This window comes from Paraburkholderia caballeronis, assembly GCF_900104845.1.
GTDB classification, from domain to species: Bacteria; Pseudomonadota; Gammaproteobacteria; order Burkholderiales; family Burkholderiaceae; genus Paraburkholderia; species Paraburkholderia caballeronis.
In genome coordinates, this window is the sequence record NZ_FNSR01000003.1 from 263155 (window position 1) to 287958 (window position 24804).

General features: G+C 68.3%; 23 protein-coding genes. 10 read left to right on the forward strand and 13 right to left on the reverse strand.

Annotated features, from left to right (window positions below; translation table 11 throughout):
- Positions 1–22 precede the first annotated feature (22 nt).
- The 3 genes from BLV92_RS27980 to BLV92_RS27990 are packed head-to-tail and all read left to right on the forward strand — an operon-like array spanning position 23 to position 3033.
- Complete coding sequence (locus tag BLV92_RS27980; protein WP_090551937.1) at positions 23–1096, forward strand: ABC transporter substrate-binding protein; 1074 nt, start codon at positions 23–25, stop codon at positions 1094–1096.
- A 25-nt stretch (positions 1097–1121) separates the two neighbouring features.
- Complete coding sequence (locus tag BLV92_RS27985) at positions 1122–2093, forward strand: ABC transporter permease (protein WP_090551939.1); 972 nt, start codon at positions 1122–1124, stop codon at positions 2091–2093.
- Between the two features lie 28 nt (positions 2094–2121).
- Positions 2122–3033 carry an ABC transporter ATP-binding protein gene (locus BLV92_RS27990; RefSeq protein ID WP_090551941.1) on the forward strand — a complete coding sequence of 304 codons (912 nt, stop codon included), beginning with the start codon at positions 2122–2124 and terminating at the stop codon, positions 3031–3033.
- A 4-nt stretch (positions 3034–3037) separates the two neighbouring features.
- Here BLV92_RS27990 and BLV92_RS27995 read toward each other — a convergent pair whose 3' ends face one another.
- The gene (locus tag BLV92_RS27995; protein ID WP_090551944.1) at positions 3038–3952 is read right to left on the reverse strand and encodes a LysR family transcriptional regulator; all 915 of its coding nucleotides are present in this window, start codon (positions 3950–3952) and stop codon (positions 3038–3040) included.
- Positions 3953–4129: 177 nt separating this feature from the next.
- Here BLV92_RS27995 and BLV92_RS28000 point away from each other — a divergent pair, with 177 nt between their 5' ends.
- From BLV92_RS28000 to BLV92_RS28030, 7 genes are all read left to right on the forward strand, one after another.
- A complete protein-coding gene (locus tag BLV92_RS28000) occupies positions 4130–5065 on the forward strand; it encodes an aromatic alcohol reductase (protein WP_090551945.1) in 936 nt (311 codons plus the stop codon).
- A gap of 57 nt (positions 5066–5122) precedes the next feature.
- Positions 5123–6166, forward strand: coding sequence for a zinc-dependent alcohol dehydrogenase family protein (locus BLV92_RS28005; RefSeq protein WP_090551948.1), 1044 nt, complete (start codon positions 5123–5125; stop codon positions 6164–6166).
- 508 nt (positions 6167–6674) lie between these two features.
- Positions 6675–8237 carry an AMP-binding protein gene (locus BLV92_RS28010; protein ID WP_090551950.1) on the forward strand — a complete coding sequence of 521 codons (1563 nt, stop codon included), beginning with the start codon at positions 6675–6677 and terminating at the stop codon, positions 8235–8237.
- A 37-nt stretch (positions 8238–8274) separates the two neighbouring features.
- Complete coding sequence (locus tag BLV92_RS28015; protein ID WP_090551952.1) at positions 8275–9120, forward strand: enoyl-CoA hydratase/isomerase family protein; 846 nt, start codon at positions 8275–8277, stop codon at positions 9118–9120.
- 122 nt (positions 9121–9242) lie between these two features.
- Entirely contained in the window at positions 9243–10349 is a 1107-nt protein-coding gene (locus tag BLV92_RS28020; protein ID WP_134042666.1) for a CaiB/BaiF CoA transferase family protein, read from the forward strand.
- 185 nt (positions 10350–10534) lie between these two features.
- The gene (locus BLV92_RS28025; RefSeq protein ID WP_244283961.1) at positions 10535–10822 is read left to right on the forward strand and encodes a DUF4148 domain-containing protein; all 288 of its coding nucleotides are present in this window, start codon (positions 10535–10537) and stop codon (positions 10820–10822) included.
- A 197-nt stretch (positions 10823–11019) separates the two neighbouring features.
- Positions 11020–12042, forward strand: coding sequence for an XdhC family protein (locus BLV92_RS28030; RefSeq protein ID WP_090553118.1), 1023 nt, complete (start codon positions 11020–11022; stop codon positions 12040–12042).
- A gap of 51 nt (positions 12043–12093) precedes the next feature.
- Here the strand turns inward: BLV92_RS28030 and BLV92_RS28035 are convergent, their stop codons facing one another.
- The 12 genes from BLV92_RS28035 to BLV92_RS28090 form a co-directional block, all read right to left on the reverse strand.
- Positions 12094–13023: a LysR family transcriptional regulator gene (locus tag BLV92_RS28035; RefSeq protein ID WP_090551958.1), complete on the reverse strand. Its 930-nt coding sequence runs from the start codon at positions 13021–13023 to the stop codon at positions 12094–12096.
- Between the two features lie 108 nt (positions 13024–13131).
- Positions 13132–14697 (reverse strand): UbiD family decarboxylase, encoded by a 1566-nt coding sequence (locus BLV92_RS28040; protein WP_090551959.1) that lies wholly within the window; start codon positions 14695–14697, stop codon positions 13132–13134.
- A gap of 106 nt (positions 14698–14803) precedes the next feature.
- Positions 14804–15529 carry an enoyl-CoA hydratase/isomerase family protein gene (locus BLV92_RS28045; RefSeq protein ID WP_090551962.1) on the reverse strand — a complete coding sequence of 242 codons (726 nt, stop codon included), beginning with the start codon at positions 15527–15529 and terminating at the stop codon, positions 14804–14806.
- A 90-nt stretch (positions 15530–15619) separates the two neighbouring features.
- Positions 15620–17956, reverse strand: coding sequence for a xanthine dehydrogenase family protein molybdopterin-binding subunit (locus BLV92_RS28050; protein WP_090551964.1), 2337 nt, complete (start codon positions 17954–17956; stop codon positions 15620–15622).
- Positions 17953–18468 carry a (2Fe-2S)-binding protein gene (locus BLV92_RS28055; protein ID WP_090551967.1) on the reverse strand — a complete coding sequence of 172 codons (516 nt, stop codon included), beginning with the start codon at positions 18466–18468 and terminating at the stop codon, positions 17953–17955. Before BLV92_RS28055 ends, BLV92_RS28050 begins: the two co-directional genes overlap by 4 nt.
- 44 nt (positions 18469–18512) lie before the next feature.
- Positions 18513–18992 (reverse strand): SRPBCC family protein, encoded by a 480-nt coding sequence (locus BLV92_RS28060; RefSeq protein ID WP_090551970.1) that lies wholly within the window; start codon positions 18990–18992, stop codon positions 18513–18515.
- Positions 18993–19012: 20 nt separating this feature from the next.
- On the reverse strand, positions 19013–19831 hold the full coding sequence (locus tag BLV92_RS28065) for an FAD binding domain-containing protein (protein ID WP_090551972.1): 819 nt from the start codon (positions 19829–19831) through the stop codon (positions 19013–19015).
- A 53-nt stretch (positions 19832–19884) separates the two neighbouring features.
- Entirely contained in the window at positions 19885–20664 is a 780-nt protein-coding gene (locus tag BLV92_RS28070) for an alpha/beta fold hydrolase (RefSeq protein ID WP_090551975.1), read from the reverse strand.
- On the reverse strand, positions 20661–22013 hold the full coding sequence (fahA, locus tag BLV92_RS28075) for a fumarylacetoacetase (protein ID WP_090551978.1): 1353 nt from the start codon (positions 22011–22013) through the stop codon (positions 20661–20663). The genes BLV92_RS28070 and fahA overlap by 4 nt, the downstream gene beginning before the upstream one ends.
- Positions 22010–22543, reverse strand: a complete 534-nt coding sequence (locus BLV92_RS28080; RefSeq protein WP_090551980.1) for a VOC family protein — start codon at positions 22541–22543, stop codon at positions 22010–22012. The genes fahA and BLV92_RS28080 overlap by 4 nt, the downstream gene beginning before the upstream one ends.
- A 137-nt stretch (positions 22544–22680) precedes the next feature.
- On the reverse strand, positions 22681–23868 hold the full coding sequence (locus tag BLV92_RS28085; RefSeq protein WP_090551982.1) for an FAD-dependent monooxygenase: 1188 nt from the start codon (positions 23866–23868) through the stop codon (positions 22681–22683).
- Positions 23869–24049: 181 nt separating this feature from the next.
- Positions 24050–24628, reverse strand: a complete 579-nt coding sequence (locus BLV92_RS28090) for a UbiX family flavin prenyltransferase (RefSeq protein ID WP_090551984.1) — start codon at positions 24626–24628, stop codon at positions 24050–24052.
- Between the last annotated feature and the right edge of the window lie 176 nt (positions 24629–24804).

The window sequence follows — 24804 nt, forward strand, 5'->3', positions numbered from 1 at the left end:
CTTTTCCTCCTGGAGATCACGCATGAAGACGAACTTCCCCTCCGCGTCCGAGACCCCGGCCGACGCCGGCCATCGCGCCACCGGCCCGGGTTTCGCGGTCCATGCCGCGCGCCGCTGGCTCGCGCGCGCCGCTGGCGCGGCCGCGCTCGCCGCCGGGCTTTTCGCGGCCGGCGTGCAGGCCGCTTCGGCCGCGCCGCTGCGCGTCGGCTACAGCGACTGGCCGGGCTGGGTCGCGTGGCAGGTCGCGCTCGACAAGGGCTGGTTCAAGGAAGCGGGCCTCGACGTGCAGTTCGACTGGTTCGACTACGCGGCGTCGATGGACGCGTTCGCGGCGAACAAGCTCGACGCAGTGCTCGTCACGAACGGCGACGCGCTGACGATGGGCGCGAACGGCGCGAAGAACGTGATGGCGCTGATCACCGACTACTCGAACGGCAACGACATGGTTGTCGCGAAGCCGCCCGCGCGCACGCTGAAGGACCTGAAGGGCAAGAAGATCGGCGTCGAGATCGGCGTCGTCGATCACCTGCTGCTGCTCGACGGACTGCAGCGCGCGGGGATGAAGGAAAGCGACGTCACGCTCGTCAATGCCAAGACCACCGAGACGCCGCAGGTGCTCGGCTCGTCCGACATCGCCGCGATCGCCGCGTGGCAGCCGAACGCGGGCGAGGCGCTGCGCCAGGTGCCGGGCGCGCGGCCGGTGTTCACGTCGGCCGACGAGCCGGGGCTGATCTACGACGTGCTCGCGGTGAACCCGGTGAGCCTCGCGTCGCGCAAGGCCGACTGGGAGAAGCTCGCGAAGGTCTGGTATCGCGTCGTCCACTACATCAACGATCCGGCGACGCAGCCGGACGCGGTGAAGATCATGGCGGGCCGCGTCGGCCTCACGCCGGAACAGTATCTGCCGCTGCTGAAGGGTACGCGCCTGCTGACGCTGCCGGAAGCGCAGAAGGCGTACATCAAGGCGGCCGGTTTCCGCTCGCTGTACGGTTCGAGCAGCACGGCCGACGCGTTCAACGTCAAGTACGCGGTGTACAAGACCTCGCAGGACGTGGAAACGTACATCGATCCGTCGGTGACGGCGTCGCTGAAGTGAAATCGCATCCCCGCTGGAGAACGACATGACCGGGATCAGCCAGAACGGATGGTTTGCCGTGCGCCGCGAGTTGTCGCCGCGCGGCCGGTGGGCGCTGGGCATCGGCTCGTTCCTGTTGCCGCTCCTGGTGTGGTGCATCGTCAGCTACGTGCCGTTCGTCTGGCATCCGCAGGTGATGATTACGCAGCCGGGCAGCGTCGATTATTTCCAGCCGGGGATGCGCGTCGATCGCGCGGTGTTCGACGACGAACTCGAACACGCGCGCGCCGCTCACACGGCGCTGCCGGCCGGCGTGGGCGCGAATCCGGTGTACCTGCCCGCGCCGCACGAGGTGCTGCGCGCGTTCTACACCGCGTTCACGACGCCGCCGCCGTCGCAGGACGGCGTGTGGCTGCACCAGAGCCTGTGGCACAGCATCCAGATCATCTTCTGGGGCTTCGTCGTGTCGTCGCTGATCGGCGTGCCGCTCGGCATCGTCTGCGGCACCTACAGCGCGCTCGCCCGCCTTCAGGAGCCGTTCTTCGAGTTCTTCCGCTACCTGCCCGCGCCCGCGTTCGGCGCGCTGATGGTCGCGGTGCTCGGCATCTACGACGCGCCGAAGATCGCGATCATCGTGATCGGCACGCTGTTCCAGCAGGTGCTCATCATCGCGAACACGACGCGCAAGCTCGAATACGGCTTGCTCGAAGCGGCGATGACGCTCGGCACCACGCGCCTCAAGCTGCTCACGCACGTGGTCGTGCCGGGCGTGCTGCCGGACCTGTACCGCGACCAGCGGATCCTGCTCGGCTGGGCGTGGACCTACCTGATCGTCGCGGAACTGGTCGGCACGAGTTCGGGCATCACGTGGTACATCACGCAGCAGGCGCGCTACCAGCACTTCGACAACGTGTACGCGGCGATCATGATGATCGGCATCATCGGGCTCGGCACCGACCTCGTGCTCGCGCAGCTCGGCCGCCGGCTGTTTCCGTGGGACCGCACGCTGAAGGCGTAAGCGCGCGAGCAATCTGAAAGGACGCATCATGCTGAACCCGCAAACCCTTCCCAGCTACCTGATCCAGTCCGACGCGGTGCGCGAGCGCTTCGCGCGGCTGAAGGCGCGCGAGCCGATCCTCGAAGTGCGCGGCCTCGGCAAGCGGTTCGTCACGCCGCAGGGCGAGCACACCGCGCTGCACGACGTCAGCTTCACCACGCACCGGCGCGAGTTCGTCTGCGTGATCGGGCCGTCCGGCTGCGGCAAGTCCACGCTGATCCGCATCCTCGCGGGGCTGGAGACGCAGACCGAAGGCGACGTGCTCGTGAACGGCAACGCGGTGCGCGGGCCGGGCGCGGATCGCGGGATGGTGTTCCAGGGTTATACGCTGTTCCCGTGGCTCACCGTGAAGAAGAACGTGATGTTCGGGCTGCGGATGAACGGGCAGGGCGCGGGCGAGGCGGAACGCGAGGCGATGCAGTGGCTCGATCTGGTCGGCCTCGAAGCGTTCGCGAACGCGTATCCGCATCAACTGTCCGGCGGGATGAAGCAGCGCGTCGCGATTGCGCGCGCGCTCGCGAACCGGCCGAAGATCCTGCTGATGGACGAGCCGTTCGGCGCGCTCGACGCGCAGACGCGCGCGAAGATGCAGACGCACCTGCTCGACATCTGGCGCAACGTCGATGTCACCGTGCTGTTCATCACGCACGATCTCGACGAGGCGATCTTTCTCGCGGACCGCATCCTCGTGCTGAAGGCGAATCCGGGCGAGGTGCAGGAACTGATCGAGGTGCCGGTGCCGCGGCCGCGCGGCTACGAGCAGTTCACGTCGCCGGAATTCGTCGCGACGCGCGCGCGGCTCGATGCGTTGATCCATCCGCCGGTCGTCGAGCCGGACGACGACGCGCGCGTGCGGCCGCACATGATCCGGCTGACCGACGTGAACGACGTGGTCGAATGAACCTTTAGCGCGTCGCCGCGACGGCCGGTGCGGGGCGAAACACCTCGACGATCCAGTCCACGAACGTCTTTACCGCCGCCGACGCGTTGCGTCCGTCCGGATACACGATCGAGATCGGCACCGGCGCGCAGCGCGCGTCGGCCAGCACTTCCTTCAGGCGTCCCGTTTCCAGATACGGCGACGCGACCAGCTCGGATAGCTGGATCAGCCCCAGTCCTTCCAGCCCGCATTGCAGATACGCGTCGGTCTCGTTGATCGAGAACCGGCTCGGCATCGTCAGCGAGCGTTCTTCCCCATCGACGCTGAAGCGCCAGCTCATCGGCCGGCCGGTCGCGTTCGCGATGTAGTTGACGACCCGGTGCGCGGCGAGATCGTCCACGTGCTTCGGCTCGCCGTGTTCCTTCAGGTAGCGCGGCGCGGCGCACGTGAGCCAGCGCAGTTGACCGAGCGGCCGCGCGACCAGCGTGGAGTCGGTCAGCTCGCCGGTGCGGATCACGCAGTCGATGCCGTCGTAGATCAGGTCCGCCGGACGGTCGCTCAGCCCGAGCACCAGTTCGATGCCCGGAAACCGCTGCTCGAATTCGCGCAGCCGCGGCAGCACCCGCGCGCGGCCGATGGCGCCGGGCATGTCCACGCGCACGCGCCCCTTCGGCGCGGCCGGGTCGGCGAGCAGATCGCCCTCGACGCGCGCGATGTCGTCCAGCACCGCGCGGCACAGCTCGTAGTAGCGCGCGCCCGCGTCGGTGAGGCTCAGCGTGCGCGTGCTCCGGCGCAGCAGCACGGTGCCGAGATGCCGTTCGAGCGACTTGATCGTCGTGGTGACCGACGAGCGCGGCAGCGACATCGTTTCGGCCGCCTTGCTGAAGCTGCGGCCCTCGACGACCCGCACGAAAGCGGTCATGGCCTGGAGTTTGTCCATCGGTGTCCGTATCGGTTGTCGCGGGTCTGGCGCGGCGGTTCGCGCGGGGCGCGCGGTGAATTCAGCGGCGGCGAACAATGCCGTGCGTCCGTCGCACTAAGCTCTCCTTCGTCCGGCGTCGCTGCGCATTCGGCGCAACGTTCGCCGCCGTCATTATCGCCTTCAAGGAGCGGATTCATGTCGCACTCTCAAGCCATTCTCGTACTCGGCGCCGGCGAACTGGGCATGCCGATGCTGCGTCATCTCGCGAAACGCGCGGCCGTCACGCCGGGCGCCACGGTGTCGGTGCTGTTGCGCCCATCCGCGATCGAGGCCGGCGATCCGGCGAAACAGCAGGATATCGCCGAACTGCGCGCGCTGGGCATCGGCATCGTGGCCGGCGACCTCGCCGCCGAACCGCTCGACGCGCTCGCGGCGCGCTTCGCCCCGTTCGACACGATCGTGTCGTGCACCGGCTTCGGCGCGGGTCCGGGCGTGCAGCGCCGGATCGCGCAGGCGGTGCTGGCCGCCGGCGTCGCGCGTTATTTTCCGTGGCAGTTCGGCGTCGATTACGACGTGATCGGCCGCGGCAGCGCACAGGACCTGTTCGACGAACAACTCGACGTGCGCGACCTGCTGCGCGCGCAGCAGCACACCGAGTGGGTGATCGTATCGACCGGCATGTTCACGAGCTTCCTGTTCGAGCCGTCGTTCGGCGTCGTCGATCTCGCGCGCGACACCGTGCACGCGCTCGGCGGCTGGGACAACGCGGTCACCGTGACGACGCCGGAGGACATCGGCCGGCTGACGGTAGAGATCCTGTTCGCGGAGCCGCGCATCGCGAACCAGGTCGTGTACACGGCTGGCGAGACGATCACCTATGGCCGCCTCGCGGACAAGGTCGAGCAGTTCGTCGGGCGGCCGCTGCGGCGCGACGCATGGACGATGCCGGCGATGGAGGCCGAATTGGCCGCGCAGCCGGACGACACGCTGCGCAAGTATCGCGTCGTGTTCGGGGCGGGGCGCGGCGTCGCGTGGGAGATGAGCCGCACGTTCAACGCGCAGCGCGGCTTCGATGCGCTCGACGTGGACGGGTGGATGCGGCAGCACCTGCGGGTCGGCGTCGGCGCGTGAGTCTCTACGGCGTGCCTCGACGGATGCCGATGCACGCGTCGTTCAAGGAGGACGGCAATGAACGAAACGATGAAGCGTTGGACTATTCCGGCGTTGGGCCTCGACCGCCTCGCGCTGGGCGTCGCGCCGCGGCCCGTGCCGAAGGCGGGCGAAATTCTGGTCGAAATCGAAGCGGTGTCGCTGAATTTCCGCGATGCGGAGATCGTTGAAAACGGCATGGGCGTGCCGCTGACGTTCCCGTTCACGCCTGCTTCGGAGATGGCCGGCCGCGTGATCGCGGCCGGCGACGGCGTCACGCGCTTTCGGGTCGGGGACCGCGTGTTGTCGGCGTTCATCCCCGGCTGGATCGACGGCGCGCCGCTATCGTGGACCGACGCGCCGACCCAGGGCGGCCCGCTCGACGGAATGCTCGCGCAGTACGTCGCGATGCCGGCCGACTGGTGCGTGTTTGCGCCGACGTCGCTCGACGCGCTCGAAGCGAGCACGCTGCCGGTGGCCGGATTGACCGCGTGGATGGCGCTGGTCGAACCCGGCCATCTGCGTGCGGGACAGACGGTGGTCGTGCAGGGTACCGGCGGCGTGTCGCTGTTCGCGGTGCAGATCGCGGCGGCGAGCGGCGCGAGCGTGATCGTCACGAGCAGCAGCGACGCGAAACTCGCGGGCGCGATCGAACTGGGCGCGAAGCATGGGATCGCGGTGCAGGGAATCAACCGGCGCGAGCGGCCGGACTGGCAGCACGCGGTGCTCGACCTGACCGGCGGACGCGGCGCGGACCACATCCTCGAAATGGCGGGCGGCGACAACCTCGCGCGCTCGTTGCAGGCGATCGTGCCCGGCGGCCGGATCTCCGTGATCGGCCTGCTCGAATCGGACCGGATGGACGTGCCGACCATGCCGCTGCTCGGCAGCCGCGCGTCGATCGTCGGCCTCTCGGTCGGGCCGCGCCGCGCGCTCGAAGACCTCGTGCGGATGATCGACGCGCATCGGCTCAAGCCGGTGATCGACGCGGTGTATCCGTTCGGGCAGGTGCCGCAGGCGTTCGAGCATTTGCGGCGCGGTGCGTTCGGGAAGATCGTCGTCGAGGTCGCCGCGCAGTCGTGAGCGAAGGCGCGGATCGCGTCGCGGGTTGGCGATGCGATCCGCGTCCGTTCGGATTCCCGTGGTTTTTGACGTAATATTCCGGCGGATATAGAGCGGTGACGCGAATACCGGTTCCGGCGAGAATCGCGGTGACGACTGCGAGGTGTTGCCGCTAACCAGCACGTATGAATCGCGATAAAGCCGCCTTCGAACCGGCTGCTTTTCCCCACGCGTCTAGCCCTGCCGAAACACGTATCGGCCTTGCCCCGCAAGGCCTTTCAGCAAAATCTCCATGACCGGCGCTGCAACGCGCCGTTCGTCGCATTCAAGCCCTCGTCTCCTTCCATCGCACTTTCAATGCCGAATTGTTCGGCGATGCCTATGGCACGTCCAGGATAATTTGATTCTCGTTATATACGCGTGGATATAACATGAGCGCCTGTTGATTGAGCGGTTTCATCACGGCAAAGGATCCAGGAACCCGCCAGGGTTAAAGCGCCAGGCGGGTTCGACATAGGGAGACAGCAACATGATTCATCTGCGAATCGGCGACATCGTCGCGCACAACGCACGGGTGTCGCCCGACGCGCCCGCACTGATCGAAGGCGAGCGCATCATCAACTGGCGCGCACTCGATCTCGATACCAATCGCATCGCGAACGCACTCGCGTCGCTCGGGCTGAAAAAAGGCACGCGCGTCGCCACGGTGATCCGCAACGGCGCGGCGGCGGTCGAGACGATCTTCGCGCTCGCGAAAGCCGGCGTGCTCGCCGTGCCGGTCAACTACGGGCTCACGCCGGCCGAAATCGCGGTGCTGCTCGACGACTCGCAGCCGCACGCGATCGTCGTCGACGCCGAGTTCCTGCCCGCGCTCGCCGACGTGATCGCGCGCCCCCATACCACCATCGTCGTGCGCGGCGACGCGCCGCTGCGCGACGGCTGGCTCAGCCTCGACACGCTGGTGCAAAACGCGTCCGACGCTGCGCCGGAAGCCGGCGTCGAACCCGACGACATCCGCACGATCCGCTACACGAGCGGCACGACGGCCGCGCCGAAGGGATGCCTCGGCACGCATCGCCAGATCCTGTCGAGCATCGACAACTTCCTGAAGCAGGTGCCGGTGCCGGAAAGCGGCCCGTTCCTGCAGATGCTGCCGCTCTTCTCGGGCGCGGGCATCTGGATGTCGGTCGCGGCCGCGTATCACGGCGTCGCCAACGTGCTGATGCCCGACTTCAACCCGCAGGTCGTGCTGAACGCGATCGCCGCGCATGGCGTCGTCCATACGTGCGGCGTGCCGACGATGGTGAGCCGCCTGACCGAAGAACTGCGCAAGGGCGACTACGCGATCGGCTCGCTGAAGCTGTTCGGCTACACCGGCGCGAAGATGCCGCCCGCCACGATCCGCCGCGCGCTCGACGCGTTCGACTGCGACTTCTACCAGGGCTTCGGCGGCGGCGAAATGGGCGGGCTGGTTTCGTATCTGATGCCCGACGACCACCGCGCGGCGCTGAACGACGGCGACGCAGCGAACCGTCTCGCGTCGGTCGGCCGCCCGGCGGGTTACGCGGAAATCTGCATCCGCAGCCTGAAGGACGGCACGCCGCTGCCCGCGAACGAGCCCGGCGAAATCACCGTGCGCTCGGCCAGCAACTTTTCGGGTTATCTGAACCGCCCGGACGACACGACGAAAACGCTGCGCGGCGAGTGGGTGTACACCGGCGACGTCGGGTATCTCGACGACGACGGTTATCTGTACGCGGTCGATCGCGCGAAGGACATGGTCGTGACCGGCGGCATGAACGTGTCGTCGGCCGAGGTCGAGGCGGTGCTGTCCGAGCATCCGGCGGTCAAGTCGGTGGCCGTGATCGGGCTGCCGAGCGAGGAGTGGGGCGAGGCGGTCACGGCGATCGTCGTGCTGCGCGAAGAGGGCGGCGCGACGCCGACCGAACTGATGCAGTTCGCCCGCCAGCGGCTGGCGGGCTACAAGTCGCCGAAGGCGGTGCATTTCGTCAGCGAGTTTCCGCTGAACAGCGTCGGCAAGGTGCTGAAGCGCGAGCTTCGCGACCAGTTCGCGACCGCGTCGCAGGACTGAATTGATTCATCGTTTTGGACACCTGGAAGGAGATCTCATGGAATGGCAACTGAACCGCTCGGCGGGGCCGCGCGGTTATCTGATCGAGAAGGACGAGTTTGAGACGATCACCATCACGATGCCGGTCGAAGGCATCGCGAAGCTGACGCTGAACCGCCCGGACAAGCTGAACGCGTTCAACTCGGCGATGATCGGCGAGATCCGCGCGGCGATGTGGCGGCTCAACTACGACGACAGCGTTCGCGTGATCGTGCTGACCGGCTCGGGCCGCGGCTTCAGCGCCGGCCGCGACGTGAAGGAACTGCAGGGCGAGCGCGGGATGCCGCTGCCGCAGTACCGCGCGTACGTGCGCGCGAATCACGACATGCTGGACGACCTGGAGTCGATCGAGAAGCCGGTGATCGCGGCGATCAACGGCGTGTGCGCGGGCGGCGGCATCGAACTGGCGGCGTCGTGCGACTTCCGCTTCGCGTCGAAGCAGGCCACCTTCCTGCTGCCGGAAATCTTCATCGGCGTGATTCCCGCGTCGGGCGCGTGCTCGCGGATGATCCAGATGATCGGCATCGAGAACGTGAAGGACCTCGTGATGACGGGCCGCACCGTCGATGCGGCCGAAATCCGCGAGATGGGTTTCGTGCGCCGCGTGGTCGAGCACGACCAGCTCGAAGCGGAAGCGTTCGCGTTCGCGAAGCTGCTGATGAAGGGCGCGCCGCAGGCTGTCGGCATCGGCAAGCACGTGACCAACACCTGCCAGAACCTCGATACGGAAACGGGCCGCGTGTTCGAGCGGCTCGCGCAGTCGTCGCTTGTCGGCACGAGCGATTCGACCGAAGGCGTGCGCTCGTTCATCGAAAAGCGTCCGCCGAATTTCACCGGCCGCTGACCGGCACGGACGCGAGCGGCGCGGTTCGCGCGTCGCGCGTCGCGCCGCATGCAGCAGCAGCGCGCCCGTCTGGGCGCGCTGCGCATCGTTTCTTCGTTCAGACCTGAAAAACAGGCACTTTCTTGAAGCTCTCCGGCATTCGCGTACTCGATTTTTCCCGCTTCATGGCCGGTCCGCTGGTGTCGGCGATGATGGCCGACCACGGCGCGGACGTCGTGAAGATCGAACCGCCCGAAGGCGACCCGACGCGCCACGGCCGCCGCACGCGGCCCGGCCAGCGCGCGGGCGATTCGTTCTCCGTGCTCAATCGCGGCAAGCGCAGCGTCGTGCTCGACCTGAAGGAGCCGGCGGATCGCGCCCGCGCGCTGCGGCTGATCCGCGAGGCCGACGTGCTGATCGAATCGTTCAGCCCCGGCGTGACGACGCGCCTCGGCATCGATCCCGATACGGCGCGCGCGCTGAATCCGCGTCTTGTCTATTGCTCAATCAGCGCGTTCGGGCAAAACGGGCCGCTGCGCGACGCCGCCGGCCACGATCCGGCCGTGCAGGCGCTGGCCGGCACCCTCGGGCGCGGGATTAACGATGCGCCGGTTGTGCCCGCCGTTTCGACCGCGTCGTGGGGCAGCGCGCTTTGCGCGCTCGCGGGCGTGACGATCGCGCTGTTCGCCGCGCGCGCGACGGGGCGCGGCGATCATCTCGACCTGTCGATGCACGACGTCGCGTTGAGCGCGCGGCCCGGCGCGATCTTCGACGCGTTCGATCACGACGTCGCGTCGCTGGAAGCGCCGCGCGGCCACGCGATCCTGGAGCCGTATGCGGCGGCCGACGGCCAGTGGTTGTGCATCGGCGCCGGCGAGCCGCGTTTTGCGCGCGCGCTGCTCGGCGCGCTCGGCCGGCCGGATCTCGTGGACGTCGCGCTCGGGCCGCCCGGCGCCGCGCAGCAGCCGCTGCGCGATTTCCTCGCCGGCGCGTTCGCGCAGCAGCCGCTTGCGCAATGGCTCGACTGGATGGCCGCGCATTCGATCAGTTGCGCGCCGGTGCTCGACTATGCCGACGCGCTGAAGCATCCGCACGTGTCGGCGCGCGGCATGGTGATGACCGATGCGGAAGGCTTCCGCCATCTGAACACGCCGCTGCGTTTCGCGGACGAACCCGGCCGGCCGACCCTGCGCGCGCCGGAACTCGGCGAACACACGCACGCGGTGCTCGACGGACTCGGCAACGCATGACGCACGGAAGGATCGGCGCGACGCACGCGTTCGATCCTGCCGCGACGACGAAACACGCCGGATCGCGGATCGGCAGAGCAGGATCAAAGGCAGGACCGGGCGGTCGCGGCAAGATGGGGACGCGATCGTTCGTCGGCATCCCGGCGCAAGCGGATGCCGCCCAGCACCATTCCCCAGGACTTTTCATGATGACCAGACTGTTTGCGGTTTCGCCGCGTGTCGTGTTTCTCGCGCGTCTCGTGTTTCTCCCGCTCGGATCGATGGCGCTCATCTCGACCGCCGCCGCGCAGACGGCGACCCCCGTTACGCGCCAGCAGGTGAAGGCGGAATTCGTTGCGCTCCAGCAGGCCGGTTACGATCCGGTGATCGACGACCAGCACGACTATCCCGAACATCTTCAGGCTGCCGAACAGAAGCTCGCCGCGGCGCGCGACGCGGCCCGTCAGGCGGCGGAAACCACGTCGCCGCATTGATCGGGCGGTCCGATGAACCGATAGAAATTCGCTGATTCCCGGCGCGTCGCCGCTTGTTTACACTGCGAATCCAGACCGGGCGCATGCACGCCCGGCTTTCGTATCTGCGCGCCCGCGCGTCGCTGTCGTCAGTCCTCCGTCGTCTCCCCGGTGTCGGCCGATGCGTTGCGCCCGTGCGCGCCATGCAGGAGACGATCATGGACAGCGTGAATCTGGAAGTCCTGAAGGCCAGCATCCGCTGGATCGACGCGGGTCATCGCGTGCTGCTGGTCACGGTGGTGAAGACATGGGGCTCGTCGCCGCGTCCGGAAGGGTCGATGCTCGTCGTGCGCGACGACGGCGTGGTCGCCGGCTCGGTGTCGGGCGGCTGCATCGAGGACGACCTGATCGACCGCGTGCGCCGTCACGGCGTCGTTGACCAGAAGCCGCAGTCGGTCCGTTACGGCATCAGCGCGGACGAGGCGCATCGTTTCGGCCTGCCGTGCGGCGGCACGATCGAACTCGTGCTCGAACCGCTCGCCGACGCGCGCGGGCTGGCCGCGTTGTGCCAGCGCGTGGAGGCGGGCGAACTCGTCGCGCGCACGCTCGACATGACGACCGGCGTCGCGCTCTTGTCCGCCGCGCGGACGACCGACGGCGTCGCGTTCGACGGCAGGCGGTTCGTCACGATTCACGGCCCGCGTTACCGGCTGCTCGTGATCGGCGCGGGGCAACTGTCGCGCTATCTTTGCCAGATCGCGGCGGGGCTGGATTATCAGGTGACCGTCTGCGATCCGCGCGACGAATACACGGACGTGTGGGACGTGCCCGGCACGAGACTCGTGCGCACGATGCCCGACGACACCGTGCTCGACATGAAGCTCGACGAGCGTTGCGCGGTGATCGCGCTCACGCACGACCCGAAGCTGGACGACCTCGCGCTGATGGAAGCGTTGAAGACGCCGGCGTTCTACGTCGGCGCGCTCGGTTCGCGGCGCAACAACGCGGCGCGCCGCGAACGGCTGAAGGAATTCGATCTTTCGGAAGCCGAACTGGCGCGGCTGCATGGGCCGGCGGGCATCTACATCGGCAGCCGCACGCCGCCGGAGATCGCGGTGTCGATCCTCGCGGAAGTGACCGCCGCGAAAAACGGCGTCGCGTTGCCGGCGATGGCGCAGGTCGCGGCCGCGAAGGCCGCGCGCGACATCGGCGCGTCCGCCGGCGCGCTGTGCGCGGCCTGACCGCCGCGGCGGCAGGCACCGTCGCGGCCGGCGAGCCGCCACGCCACCGCGTCAGTCCAGTTCGTCCGCGATGATGGGCGCGGGATCTTCCTGCGCGGTCTCGGTGAACATCTCGGTGAACTGGTCGAGCACCGCGAGCGTGTCGCGGCCGACCCGCGTGATCCGGTAGAACGACAGCGCGACCTCCGGCCGGATCATGTCGATCCGCACGCGATAGCGGCTGCAGATGTGTCGGCAGAACGACGGCATCACCGCCGTGCCGAGCCCTTCCTGCGCCATCGCGACCGCGGTTTGCAGATGGCCGACGACGATGCGCCGGCTCACGTTCACTTCTTCCTTCGACAGCGTCGCCTCGATCAGCCGTTGCAGCGGGTTGTCCTTCGGCAGCGTAATGAGCGGGCGGCCTTCGAGCGCGGTCCAGCGGATGCCGTTCCCGCCGCGCCGGTCCGGCCCGTCGTCGTCGAGCGCCGATACGGCGACCAGATGCGTCGGGAAGATCGGCACGCGGTCGATGCCGGACAACTGCGAGAAAAACACGCCGAACGCGGCGTCGAGATGTCCTTCCTCGACCATCTGCAGCAGTTCGCCCGGCGCGCGGTCCACGAGTTCGATCTGCGCGTGCGGATAGACCTTCGAAAAGCGCGACAGCACCGGCGGCATCAGGCTCGCGGCGATCATCGGCGTGCAGCCGAGCAGCAGCGACGACTGCTTCTGGCGGCCCAGCTCGTTCAGTTCGATCACCGACTTTTCGAGCGTCTCGACGATCTTCATCGCGGTCGGGTAGAACACGCGGCCCGCCTCGGTCAGCGACACGGTGCGCGTCGTGCGTTCCAGCAGCCGGCATTGCAGCTGCGTTTCCAGCTCGCGGATGATCGCGCTGAGCGCGGCCTGGCTCAGGTGCATGCTCTGCGCGGTCTTCGTGAAGCTCGACGCGTTCGCGACCCCGAGAAAGACTTTCAGTTGTTTGAGGGACAGGTTCATCTACGACAGATCCTTCGTGCATCGGGCGGTGGGCATGCCCGATTCTATCCCGTCCGCCGGGGGCGGCCGCCGCGCGCCCGGGATGCGCGCGCGGCGGCCGTCGGTGCTTCACGCGAACGCGTAGCGTCCTTCGGCGTCGCGCGCGATGGTGCGATGCTGCGCGGTGTCCTCCAGCCAGCGCACGACTTCGCGGCCGTCGCGCGTGCCGGTCGCGGCCATCAGTTCGGAGAACCGCTTCGGTCCGTGTTCGAGCGCGGCTTCGAGCGAATCGAAGCGCGCGCCCTGATACGCGGGCGGCGTCGGCACGCGGTGCTCCAGGTCGCGTTGCGCGCCCGGCGCGAGCAGCGGCAGCGTCAGGTCGAAACCCGCCTTCGCGGTTTTCGTCGCGCCGAGCAGCGACGGGTCGAGCGGCATCGCGCGCATGTTGTCCTGCAACACCAGATCGCGGTCGGCCTGGAAGCGCGTCGCGAGCGCCCAGTCCATCTGCTCGTCGGAGAACACGTCGATGTCCGGGTCCACGACGAACACGTGCTTGACGTTCGCGAGCGACGCGAACACCGCCGCGATCGCGTTGCGCGCCTCGCCCGGCACGCGCTGCTGCATCGCGATCCGCACGTTGAACATGCCGCCCGTCGCCGGGTTTGCATAGACGGCCTTCACCTCGCGCACCGCCGTTTCCAGCGCGCGCCACACCGTGACCTCGGTGCGCAGCGCCGCGAGCTGCGCGGTGTCGGTGCGCGCCATCGAGCGGCCGCCGATCGTGCAGGTCTGGAACACCGCGTCGCGGCGATGCGTGATCGCCGTCAGGTGGAACACCGGGTTCGTCTTGATGCCGCCGTAGTAGCCGAGGAACTCGCCATATGGGCCTTCCGGCTCCGCGTGGCCGCGCTCGTCCAGATAACCTTCGAGGATGAACTCGGCGTCGGCCGGCACCAGCAGGTCGTTCGTCACGCACTTGACCACGCCCATCGGCTGGCCGCGCAGCGCCGCGACGAGTTCGAGTTCGTCGGCCGGAATGCGCATCGTCGCGCCGACGTGATCGACCGGATGCGTGCCGACCGCGAACGCGATCGGCGTGCGCTCGCCGCGCTTCGCGTGGCCGATCGCGATCGCGCGCAGGTCGGACGGCGCGACGAGATCGATGCCGGCCGTGCGGCGTCCGCGCAGCATCAGCCGGCGAATGCCGACGTTGGTCCAGCCGGTTTCCGGATCGACCGCGAAGTCGATCGACGCCGAGATGTACGGCGCGCCGTCGAGATCGTGTTGCAGATGCACCGGCAATGCGGTGAAGTCGCAGTCGTCGCCGGTCAATACGACCTGCTGGACCGGCGCTTCGCCGCGGCTCACCTCGACCAGCTTGCCCTTCACGCGCAGCCGCTCGCGGACCGTGTCGAGCAGCCGCTGCGGGGTCGTGTCGAACGCCTTCGCGAGCCGCGTGCGGCTCGCGGCGACGCTGCCGGCGAGCGACGTCGCGCCGCCGGCCGGCCGCGTGAACCACACCGCGCGCGGGTTGCCTTCCATGATCGCCGCGATGTCCGCGAGATCGACCGGCGCGTCATGGCGTTCGAGTTCGCTGTCGTCGAGCGATTCGAGGAAGCGGCGCAGGCTGAACCGTTCGAGGTCGGGGGCCGGCGCGCCGTCTGCGGTGGAGGGGATCGCTGTCTTGGGTCTCAATCTGGGTTCCTCGCGCATCTGCGTGCGCAGTGTCTGGGTCGATGAATCGGGTTGGCCGGCTGCGACGGCGCGCGTCACGGACGTCATGCGCGCCGTCGCGCCGCGCTCAGAAGCGCGCGGACAGCGCGGTCGCCGCGAGATGCGCGGCGAAGCCGCTCGCGCCGCTCGCGGGCATCTCGGGCGCGAGATGCAGGAACTGCTTGACCGCGCGCAGCGTGACCGCGCTGCAGCCGAGCAGCGTGGTCGCGAGCGCGTCGGCTTCGGCGTCGAGGTCGGCGGCCGGCACCACGCGGCTCACCAGCCCGGCGTGCAATGCTTCGGCCGCGTCGAGCCGGATGCGGCTCAGCACCATGTGCGCGACGGTCTTGACCGGCACGCGGCCGATCAACGCGGACATCACGAGCGTCGGCGGGATGTCGCGTTCCATCTCGGGGATCTGGAACACCGCGTCGTCCGCCGCGAGCGCGACGTCGCAGACGCCGGCGAGCGCGCAGCCGACGCCGAGCGCCTCGCCGCGCACCACCGACACGACCGGCACGCGCACCGCCTTCAGCGCGTCGTACAGCGCGAGCGGCGGCGCGGCGACCACGCGGCGCAGCGTTTCGGCGGACGGCTTCGCGTCCTTCGGCGGCATCGGCGACTGGCGGCCCTTGCAGAAGTCGGGGCCGCTGCTCAGGATGCGGACGAGCTTCACGTCGTCGTCGATCGTCGTGACGGCTTCGATGATCGCTTCGCTCATCGCCGCGTCGATCAGATTGCCGTTGTCGGGGCGGTCGAGCACGACGTCCAGCAGCGCGCCGCTGCGCTCGATCGTGACGAATGGGGTGGTCATGCGGGTCTCCTGTCGATCGGAGTTAGCGCTTCAGCGCTTGCTCCGATCCCATGTAAGCGGGTTGCTGTTCATCCGGGATGATGCGTGGCTTCACGCGGCGGGCCGGTGGATGTATTCCCATACGACCTTCGGCGTCGCCGGCATCGCCAGTTCGTCGCTGCCGAACGCCTTCAGCGCGTCGGCGAGCGCGTTGAAGATCGTCGCGGTCGCCGGCGTGATGCCGCTTTCGCCGCCGCCCTTCACGCGCAGCGGGTTGCCGTGCGTCGGGTCCTCGGTCAGTTCGAGGCGCAGCGGCGGAATCGCGCCCGCGCGCGGCATCCCGTAGTCCATGTACGAGCCGGTCAGCACCTGGCCGGTGTCGCGGTCGAGGTAGCAGGTCTCGGACAGCGCCTGGCCGATGCCCTGCGCGAGGCCGCCGTGCACCTGGCCTTCGACGATCAGCGGATTGATCGGCTGGCCGACGTCGTCCACCGACGTGTAGTTCACGAGCTTCACGATGCCGGTGTCCGGGTCCACTTCCAGTTCGCAGACGGCCGAGCCGGTCGGGTGCGCGGGCACGCGCGTATTCACCTCGGCTTCCGCGTACAGCTTGCGCGTTGCCGGGTCGCCCGGCAGGCCGTCGCTCGCGATGCGCGCGGCGACTTCGAACAGGCCGATGCGGCGGTCCGATGCCGGATCGACGAATGCGCCGTCCGCGAAACTCACGCGCTCCGGCGCGACGTCGAACAGCGCGGCCGCGACCTGCGTGCCGGTCGCGACGATCTGCGCGGCGGTGTCGACCAGCAGCATGCCGCCGAGCCGCATCGAGCGGTCCGAGTGGCTGCCGCCGCCGACGCTGACGAACGCGGTGTCGCCGGTGCGCAGCGTGATCGCCGCCATCGGCACGCCGAGATGCTGCGCGACGACCTGCGCGAACGTCGTCTCGTGGCCCTGGCCGGTGGACTGCGTGCCGGCCACGATGTCGATGCGGCCTTCGGGCAGCACGGTCAGTTCGATGCGTTCGCGCGGCGCGCCGACTGGCGACTCGATGTAGTTCGCGACACCGATGCCGCGCAGCTTGCCCTGTGCGAGCGATTGCGCGCGGCGCGCCTCGAAGCCGTCCCATTCCGCGAGTTCGAGCGCGCGCGCCATGTTGCGCGCGAATTCGCCGCTGTCGTAGGTGAGGCCCATCGGGCTGCGGTACGGCAGCTTGTCGTGCGCGACCAGGTTGCGGCGGCGGATCTCCGCGCGGTCGAGGCCCAGTTCGGCCGCCGCGAGGTCGAGCATCCGCTCGATCACGTGGTGCGCTTCCGGGCGGCCCGCGCCGCGATACGGCGCGGTCGGCACCGTGTTGGTCAGCACCGCGCTGATGTGGACGGCGGCGACCGGCACGTCGTACACGGTCGTCATGATCCGCGTGCCGTTCGACATCGGCACGTACGACACCGTATGCGCGCCGACGTTGCCGATCCACTCGTTGTCGATCGCGAGAATGCGGCCGTCGTTCGAGAAGCCGAACGTCGCGCGCACGATCTGGTCGCGGCCCTGGTAGTCGGACAGGAACGCCTCGCTGCGGTCGCTCGTCCACTTGACGGCGCGGCCGAGCCGGCGCGCGGCCCACACGACGGCCAGCTGCTCGACGTAGATGAACGAGCGCGGGCCGAAACCGCCGCCGGTGTCCGGGCAGACCACGCGCACCTGCGACAGCGGCACCTTCAGCGCGAGCGCGAGGCACAGCTTCTGGCGCACCGCGCCCTGGCTGCCGGAGATCAGCGTATAGACGCCGCTCGTCTCGTCGTAGGCGCCGATCGCGCTGCGCGGCTCCATCTGGCAGTTCACGACGCGGCTGTGATGGAACTCGCGTTGCAGCACGAACGGCGCGTCCGCGATGATCCGGCGCGCTTCGTCGCGCTCGCCGATCTGCGTCTGGAAGCACAGGTTGCCGTCCGCGCCGTCCCACAGTTGCGGCGCGCCGTCCTGCATCGCGTCGGCTGCGTTCACGACCGCGTCGAGCACGTCGTAATCGACGTCGATCATCTCGGTCGCGTTGCGCGCGGCGATCGGCGTTTCCGCGATCACCATCGCGATCGGCTCGCCGACGTAGCGCACCCGGTCGGTCGGCAGCGGAATGTGCAGCTGGTTGAAGATCGAGCCGGTCAGCGACGTGAGGAACGCCTTTTTCGTCGCATCGACCGCGTCGACCGGATTCGGCACGTGATCGACGCCCTGAAAGCCGTCGTCCAGATAGTCCTGGCCGACGAGCACCGCGATCACGCCGGGCGCCTCGCGCGCGGCCGATACGTCGACCGAACGCAGCGCCGCGTGCGCGTGCGGCGAGCGCAGGAATGCCGCATACGCCTGGCCTTCGACGCGCAGGTCGTCCGTGTATTGACCGTTGCCGGTCACGAAGCGCCGGTCCTCGACGCGCGGGATGGGTTGACCGATCATGGCTGCTGCGCCTCCGTCGTCGTCATTGCGGCGGCGTCGGCCGGATACATCTCGTGCGCCGCGTGCCGCACGGCCTCGATGATGTTCACGTAGCCCGTACAGCGGCAGATGTTGCCTTCGAGCGCGTGGCAGATGCTTTCGTCGTCGAGCTTCGGCGGCTGGCGCAGGTAAAAATCGACGGACATGATCATGCCCGGCGTGCAGAACCCGCATTGCAGCCCGTGACACTGGACGAACGCGTTCTGCACCGGATGCAGCGGCGCATCGTGGCCGGCGCGCAGGCCTTCGACGGTCGTCACCGCGCCGCCGCTCGCCTGGGCCGCGAGCACCGTGCACGACTTCACGGATACGCCGTCGAGATTGACGGTGCACGCGCCGCACTGGCTCGTGTCGCAGCCGACGTGGGTGCCGGTCAGGCGCAGTTCTTCGCGCAGGAATTCGACGAGCAGCGTGTGGTCGGGCACGTCGCGCCGCACGTCCACGCCGTTCACTCGCAATTGGACTTCAGCCATGATTCACCTTCGTGTTGCTGGGTCGTTCGGAAGGGCCGCGACGGTCAGCGCGCCGCGCCCGCGTCGGCCGAGGTGGCCGAGCCGGCGCTCATCGTCGCGTTGAAGCGCTTGAAGAACTCCGCCGCGAGCTTGTTCGCGACCGACGTGACGAGGCGCGAGCCGATCTGCGCGAGCTTGCCGCCCACCTGCGCGTCGGCCACATAGGTCAGCAGCGTGCCGCCTTCGTCGGCGTCCGCGAGCGTGACCGTCGCGGTCATCTTGCCGAAGCCCGCGATGCCGCCTTCGCCCTGGCCGAGAATCTTGTAGCCGTTCGGGCCGTCACGGTCCGACAGCAGCAGCGTGCCCTTGAAGCGCGCCTTGACCGGGCCGACCGACGCGACCACCACGGCCTTGTATTCGTCGTCGTTCTGCGCGACGAACTCCTCGCAGCCGGGCACACAGGCTTGCAGCACTGCGGCGTCGTTCAATCCATTCCATACCTGTTCGCGCGTGGCTGCGATGGTCTGCGATCCGGTGAATTCCATTCGTGTCTCCTGAAACGGGATTAGGCAGGCTTGCGCAACGGTTGCGCAAGCAGCGCCTGCAATGCGCGGCGCGTGTAGGTTTCGATCAGATGCGCGCGGTACGCGGCGGACCCGTTGTCGTCGTCGGGCAGCGTCGAGTCGTCCATCTTCAGGTCCGCGAGCGCGGCTTCGGACAGGTCCGCGCCGAGCGCCGCTTCCGCGTCGAACCAGCGGAACACCGACGCGCCCGCGCCGGTCACGGCGACGCGCACCGCATCCGCGAACTGCGCGATGAACACGCCGACGATCGCGTAACCCGACGCGGGCTGGCGGAACTTCGCATACGCGGCGCGCAGCGGGATCGGGTATTCGAAGCCGGCAACGAGTTCGCCGGGTTCGAGCGCGGTTTCGAACGTGTCGATGAAGAAGTCGTCGGCCGCGATCGTGCGTTGCGACGTGACGACCTGCGCGCCGAGGCCGAGCACCGCGCACGGGTAGTCCGCCGCCGGGTCGTTGTTCGCGACCGAGCCGCCCATCGTGCCGCGGTTGCGGACCTGCGGATCGGCGATCAGACCCGCGAGCTGCGCGAGCGCCGGAAGCGCGGCCGCGACGACCGGCGACGCGGCGACTTCCGCATGTTTCGTCAGCGCGCCGACGCGCAGCACGCCGCCTTCGACGCCGATGCCGCGCAGCGCGTCGATGCGCGTGAGGTCGATCAGATGCGACGGGGCGGCGAGCCGTTGCTTGAGCGTCGGGATCAGCGTCATGCCGCCCGACAGCGGCCGCGCGTCCTCGTGCTCGCGCAGCCACGCGGCAGCCGCGTCGAGCGACGCGGCGCGAAGGTAGGTGGTCTCGTACATGAAGTCTCCTGCCGCCGCGCGCGCCGGACCGTGGCGCACGCGGCCTGTGTTGTCTAAAGCGGGGGGCCGGACTGTTTGAGCCAGCTGTCGAGCGCGGTCGCGAGCGCGACCGGCGTTTCGTACATCGGATAGTGGCCCGCGTTGCGCAGCGTTTCGAGCGACGCGTGGGGATACCACGCGAGCCACGTGCGCGTCATCAGGTCGGCGGTCAGCGTCGGATCGTGTTCGCCGATGAAGAGCTTCACCGGCGTCGCGTTGCCGGCGACGTCCGCCGAGAAGTCGTTCGCGGCCCACTGCGGCAGGTACGCGGCGAACGCGTCGGCCCGCGAGTTGCGCTGCGATTCGCGCGCGAGATGCGCGCTCCAGCGCGGCGACAGCCGGCCGCCGGTCGAGAACGCGATGATCGCTGCACGCTTGTCCACGTCGTCCACGACCGCGCGAAAACCGGCCAGGCGCGCGTCGTCCATCCGCGAGCCGCACGCGGGGACCGCCGACACCCCGGCCATCCGCTCGATCCGTTCCGGCGCGGCGAGCAGCACGCGCTGGATCGCGACGCCGCCCATCGAATGGCCGATCAGGCTGAAGCGGTCCCAGCCGAGATGATCCGCGATCGCGAGCACGTCCTGCGCGGCCTCGTCGAACGTGAACGCGCCGTCGCGCTCGCGCGAGCGGCCGTAGCCGCGATAGTCGAAGAACACGTAGGTGAACGCGTCGGTGTCGAGCGCGGGCACGAGCGGCTGCCAGTCGTCGGCGCTGCCGAACCAGCCGCTCATCGCGAGCACCTTGCGCGGCCCGTCGCCGATCTTCAGGTAGCCGTTGAGCGTCTGTGTCATGCCGGCGTCTCCACGCGCTGTTCCGCGAACGCGAACGCCGGCGCGATGCGGCCGCGGCATTCGCCGAAGCCGATCGACACCGCGCCCGGCTTCGTCGCGCGCGCGCCGAGGACGATTTCGTCGCCGTCTTCGAGCGCGGTGCGCGTTTCGCCGTTCGGCAGCCGCAGCGGGTCCTTGCCCGCGTTGGTCAGTTCGGTGATGCACGCGCGCGCCTCGTCGGCCGCGCCCGAGATCGTGCCGCTGCCGAGCAGGTCGCCGGTGCGCAGGTTGCAGCCGTTGCTCGTGTGGTGCGCAACCATCTGCGCGAAGGTCCAGTACAGATTGTCGAGATGCGTCTGCGTGATCCGGACCGGCGCGCTGCCTGCCTCGCGCAGTTGCGCGGTGGACAGATGCGCGGACAGTTCCAGATGCAGGCCGCCGTGCTGCTGGTCGAACGCGCCGTTCAGATGCGCCATCAGCGGCGGATCGTCCTTCGCGCGCGGCACCGGCGCCTTGCGGAACGGCGCGAGCGCCTCGGCCGTGACGATCCACGGCGACAGGCTCGAATGGAAGCTCTTGCCGAGGAACGGCCCGAGCACCTGTTCGAACCACTGAATGCTTTTCGCGGACCAGTCGTTCAGCAGCGAATAACCGAAGATGTGCTCGTGCGCGGCGTCGATCGGAATCGGCTGCGTGAGCGCGTTGCCGCGGCCGATCCACGCGGCGCATTCGAGTTCGAAGTCGAGCGCCGGCGCGGGGCCGAACACGATCTGGCCGTTCGCGTCGCGATACTGGCCGTGCGGACGCCGGACTTCGCCGCCGCTCACGCGCAGCGACGACGCGCGGCCGTGATAGGCGATCGGCAGCGATTTGAAAGCCGGCGGCAGCGGGTCCGCGAGACCCTTGTAGCGGCCGTGCCGTTCGGTGTGATGCAGCGACGTGAGGAAGTCGGTGTAGTCGCCGACCTCGCACGCGAGGCGCAGCGCGACTTCGTCCACGCGCGGCAGCAGCGCGCGAACCTGCTCGTCGACGCGCGCGCGTTGCGGCGCGTCGCTCTTCAGCAGGTCGGACAGCGCGGCGCGCAGCGCGCTCGCGTAACGGGGCTCCATCGCCATCAGGCGGTTCAGCGTGCCGTCGGCGGCCGCTTCGCACGCGATCGCCGCGTCGCTGCCGGCTTCGACGAGGCCGCTGTCGCGCAGCGCGCGCAGATCGACGACGTGTTCGCCGATCGCGACGCCCGCGCGTGGTTCGCCGTCGCGCTCGAACGCGCCGAACGGCAGGTTCTGGATCGGGAAGTCCGTGTCGGGCTGGTTCGCCGATTCGATCCAGCTACGCCGGGCCGGATCGTGGGTGGGATTGAGGGCGGTCATGCGGCGGGCGTCTCCGGTACGGCTTTTTTTCGTTCTTCGACCCATGCGTCGAGCGCGGGGCGAGCCTGCATTCTATAGCACTCCAGTGTTTCGGCCGGCGCGACCGGAACCGTCAGTTCGAGACGGAAACCGTTCGGATCGAAGAAATAGATCGAGCGCACGAAGTGGTGATCGGTGACGCCGAGCACTTCGATGCCGTGTTCGACGAGCCGCTGCTTCATCGTTTCGAGCTGGTCGAGCGTCGCGAGGCGCAGCGCGATGTGGTTGACCCACGGCGGCGTGTTCGGCGACGGCTCGGCGGCCGTGTTGTCGCCGAGATCGAAGAACGCGATGTTCGAGCCGTCGGCCATCTCGAAGAACAGGTGCACGTACGGGCAGTATTCGCCGGTGCTCGGCACGCGGTCGAGCCGGATCAGATGGACGAGCGGCAGGCCGAGGATGTCCTCGTAGAAGTGGCGGGTTTCTTCGGCGTTGCGGCAGCGCCATGCGAAGTGGTGCAGGCCGAGTACCGGTGGCAGGGATGCGGACATGTCGTGTCTCCATTGTCGATCCGGGTTGGCGCTTTAGCGCCTACCCGGACCCCATGCAAAGCTGTCGATTCGGGTTAGCGCTTTAGCGCTTACCCGGACCCCATACAAAAGGCTTGCTGATTCATCGGACGGCGCGCTCAGACTTCGACCGCATCCACGTCGTATTCGAACAGCCAGTTGTAACGCTCCTTCACGCGCTCCTCGTTCCACTCGCGGTCCACGTATTCGGCCGCGCCTTCTGCATGCGCGAGCGCCGGATTGTGGAACCGCTGCGTGTTCGCCGCGGAGCCGCGCACGATGCGCGACGTGCGCTCGACGCGCAGCGCCTCGTAGCGTTCGAGCGCGCGCGGCAGGTCGCTTCCGTAGCGCGCGACGCAGCGCGCGATCAGATAACCGTCCTCCAGCGCCATGCCCGCGCCCTGCGCGAGGAACGGCAGCGTCGGGTGGCACGCGTCGCCGAGCAGCGTCGCGTTGCCGGAGGTCCAGCGCGTCATCGGCTCGCGGATCATCAGCGCCCACTTGTACGGCACGTCGATCGCGGAGATCAGCGTGCGCACGTCCTCGTGCCAGCCCTCGAAGTCGGCGAGGCATTCGTCGAGCGTGCCGCTCTCGGACCACGACTCGACCTGCCAGCCGTCGCGCTCGACCGCGCCGACGAAGTTGACCAGCTTGTGGCCGCGCAGCGGATAGTGGATCACGTGCGCGCCGGGGCCGACCCAGTTGGTGCCGTATGGCGTGCGCAGATGCTCGGGCAGGCGCTCGACGTCGATCACGCCGCGCCATGCCATCACGCCGGAATACACGGGTTCGTCCGGGCCGAACAGCGCACGGCGCACGCGCGAGTGCACGCCGTCCGCGCCGATCAGCAGGTCTGCCTCATAGACGCCGCCGGACACGGTCTGCACTTCGACCTTGCCGCCCTTCTGCACGACGCCCTCGACCTTCTCGTTGAGGCGGATCGCATCCGGCTTGCGCGCGCGCACCGCTTCGACGAGCCCTTCGTGCAGGTCCGCGCGGTGCACGGTCAGATAGGGGAAGCCGTAGATGTCGCGCGATGCCGCGCCGAGATCGAACAGCGGCCAGGTCTGGCCGGTGTTCCACAGGCGCACGCGCTTGCCGGGCGGCTCGCACGCGAGCCCTTCGAGGCGCTGGCCGACGCCGAGGCGGTACAGCACGCGCGTCGCGTTCGGGCTCAACTGCACGCCGGCGCCGATCTCCCCCAGCGCCTTTGCCTGCTCAAGAATGGTGACGTCGAAGCCCTTTTCCAACAACGCGGCTCCGGCCGTCAGGCCGCCGATACCGGCTCCTGCAATGACGATCTTCATTCGACGTTTCGACCTCTTTTATGGTGACGCTTTTATCGGATTGATTTATCAATCGATCGATAATTATTTTTAATGCGGTTCCTTTTGAAAACGGGACCACTTTAAATCAACGTCTGCCGCTAAAGAAGCAAAAGAATCCGAACGTCTTATTAACCAATTTTGATAATGGCGGGACGGCGCGTCACATACCCCAGCGGTGCACGACCGAGGTTTCGATGCCGAACAGGTCGAGCACCCGGCCGAGCGTGTGATCGACCATTTCGTCGAGGCTCTCCGGGTTCGCGTAGAATGCCGGCACCGGCGGGTAGACGATCGCGCCCGCCTCGGTCACGCTCGCCATGCTGCGCAGGTGGCCGAGGTGCAGCGGCGTCTCCCGGACCATCAGCACGAGGCGGCGGCGCTCCTTCAGCGTGACGTCCGCCGCGCGGGACAGCAGGCCGCTCGTGACCCCGGTGGCCACTTCGGAAAGGGTCCGGATCGAGCACGGCGCGACGACCATCCCCATCACCGGGAACGAGCCGCTCGAAATCGCGGCGCCGATGTCGGTGTTCGAGTAGCTGACGGTCGCGAGCGCGCGCACGTCGGCGACGCTGTACGGAGACTCGTGTGCGAGCGTCACCTGCGCCGAGCGGCTCATCACCAGATGCGACTCGATGTCGAGCTGCCGGAGCAACTGCAGCAGCCGGACGCCGTATACGACGCCCGACGCGCCGCTGATGCCCACCACGAGGCGCCGGGGCGGGATGGCTCTCAATTGCATCTGTGCTCTCCGATAATGCGGGGTTTCATAAAGACGTCGCGGATGTTAGCACGGTGATTAAGGGCGGCTAAAGCCGACAGGGTGGTTTTGCCGGATAGTCGGTAAATACCCTGGGGTGAATATTCGGAATATTCGGAATGTTCGATTGCTTGATAAACAATTCGCGATTCAAAACG

What these genes read in the sequence shown, in the direction of transcription:
- BLV92_RS27980 (WP_090551937.1), top strand. Translation starts at nt 23, where the DNA reads ATGAAGACGAACTTCCCCTCCGCGTCCGAGACCCCGGCCGACGCCGGC.
- BLV92_RS27985 (WP_090551939.1), top strand. Translation starts at nt 1,122, where the DNA reads ATGACCGGGATCAGCCAGAACGGATGGTTTGCCGTGCGCCGCGAGTTG.
- BLV92_RS27990 (WP_090551941.1), top strand. Translation starts at nt 2,122, where the DNA reads ATGCTGAACCCGCAAACCCTTCCCAGCTACCTGATCCAGTCCGACGCG.
- BLV92_RS27995 (WP_090551944.1), bottom strand. Translation starts at nt 3,952, where the DNA reads ATGGACAAACTCCAGGCCATGACCGCTTTCGTGCGGGTCGTCGAGGGC.
- BLV92_RS28000 (WP_090551945.1), top strand. Translation starts at nt 4,130, where the DNA reads ATGTCGCACTCTCAAGCCATTCTCGTACTCGGCGCCGGCGAACTGGGC.
- BLV92_RS28005 (WP_090551948.1), top strand. Translation starts at nt 5,123, where the DNA reads ATGAACGAAACGATGAAGCGTTGGACTATTCCGGCGTTGGGCCTCGAC.
- BLV92_RS28010 (WP_090551950.1), top strand. Translation starts at nt 6,675, where the DNA reads ATGATTCATCTGCGAATCGGCGACATCGTCGCGCACAACGCACGGGTG.
- BLV92_RS28015 (WP_090551952.1), top strand. Translation starts at nt 8,275, where the DNA reads ATGGAATGGCAACTGAACCGCTCGGCGGGGCCGCGCGGTTATCTGATC.
- BLV92_RS28025 (WP_244283961.1), top strand. Translation starts at nt 10,535, where the DNA reads ATGATGACCAGACTGTTTGCGGTTTCGCCGCGTGTCGTGTTTCTCGCG.
- BLV92_RS28030 (WP_090553118.1), top strand. Translation starts at nt 11,020, where the DNA reads ATGGACAGCGTGAATCTGGAAGTCCTGAAGGCCAGCATCCGCTGGATC.
- BLV92_RS28035 (WP_090551958.1), bottom strand. Translation starts at nt 13,023, where the DNA reads ATGAACCTGTCCCTCAAACAACTGAAAGTCTTTCTCGGGGTCGCGAAC.
- BLV92_RS28045 (WP_090551962.1), bottom strand. Translation starts at nt 15,529, where the DNA reads ATGACCACCCCATTCGTCACGATCGAGCGCAGCGGCGCGCTGCTGGAC.
- BLV92_RS28050 (WP_090551964.1), bottom strand. Translation starts at nt 17,956, where the DNA reads ATGATCGGTCAACCCATCCCGCGCGTCGAGGACCGGCGCTTCGTGACC.
- BLV92_RS28055 (WP_090551967.1), bottom strand. Translation starts at nt 18,468, where the DNA reads ATGGCTGAAGTCCAATTGCGAGTGAACGGCGTGGACGTGCGGCGCGAC.
- BLV92_RS28060 (WP_090551970.1), bottom strand. Translation starts at nt 18,992, where the DNA reads ATGGAATTCACCGGATCGCAGACCATCGCAGCCACGCGCGAACAGGTA.
- BLV92_RS28065 (WP_090551972.1), bottom strand. Translation starts at nt 19,831, where the DNA reads ATGTACGAGACCACCTACCTTCGCGCCGCGTCGCTCGACGCGGCTGCC.
- BLV92_RS28070 (WP_090551975.1), bottom strand. Translation starts at nt 20,664, where the DNA reads ATGACACAGACGCTCAACGGCTACCTGAAGATCGGCGACGGGCCGCGC.
- fahA (WP_090551978.1), bottom strand. Translation starts at nt 22,013, where the DNA reads ATGACCGCCCTCAATCCCACCCACGATCCGGCCCGGCGTAGCTGGATC.
- BLV92_RS28080 (WP_090551980.1), bottom strand. Translation starts at nt 22,543, where the DNA reads ATGTCCGCATCCCTGCCACCGGTACTCGGCCTGCACCACTTCGCATGG.
- BLV92_RS28085 (WP_090551982.1), bottom strand. Translation starts at nt 23,868, where the DNA reads ATGAAGATCGTCATTGCAGGAGCCGGTATCGGCGGCCTGACGGCCGGA.
- BLV92_RS28090 (WP_090551984.1), bottom strand. Translation starts at nt 24,628, where the DNA reads ATGCAATTGAGAGCCATCCCGCCCCGGCGCCTCGTGGTGGGCATCAGC.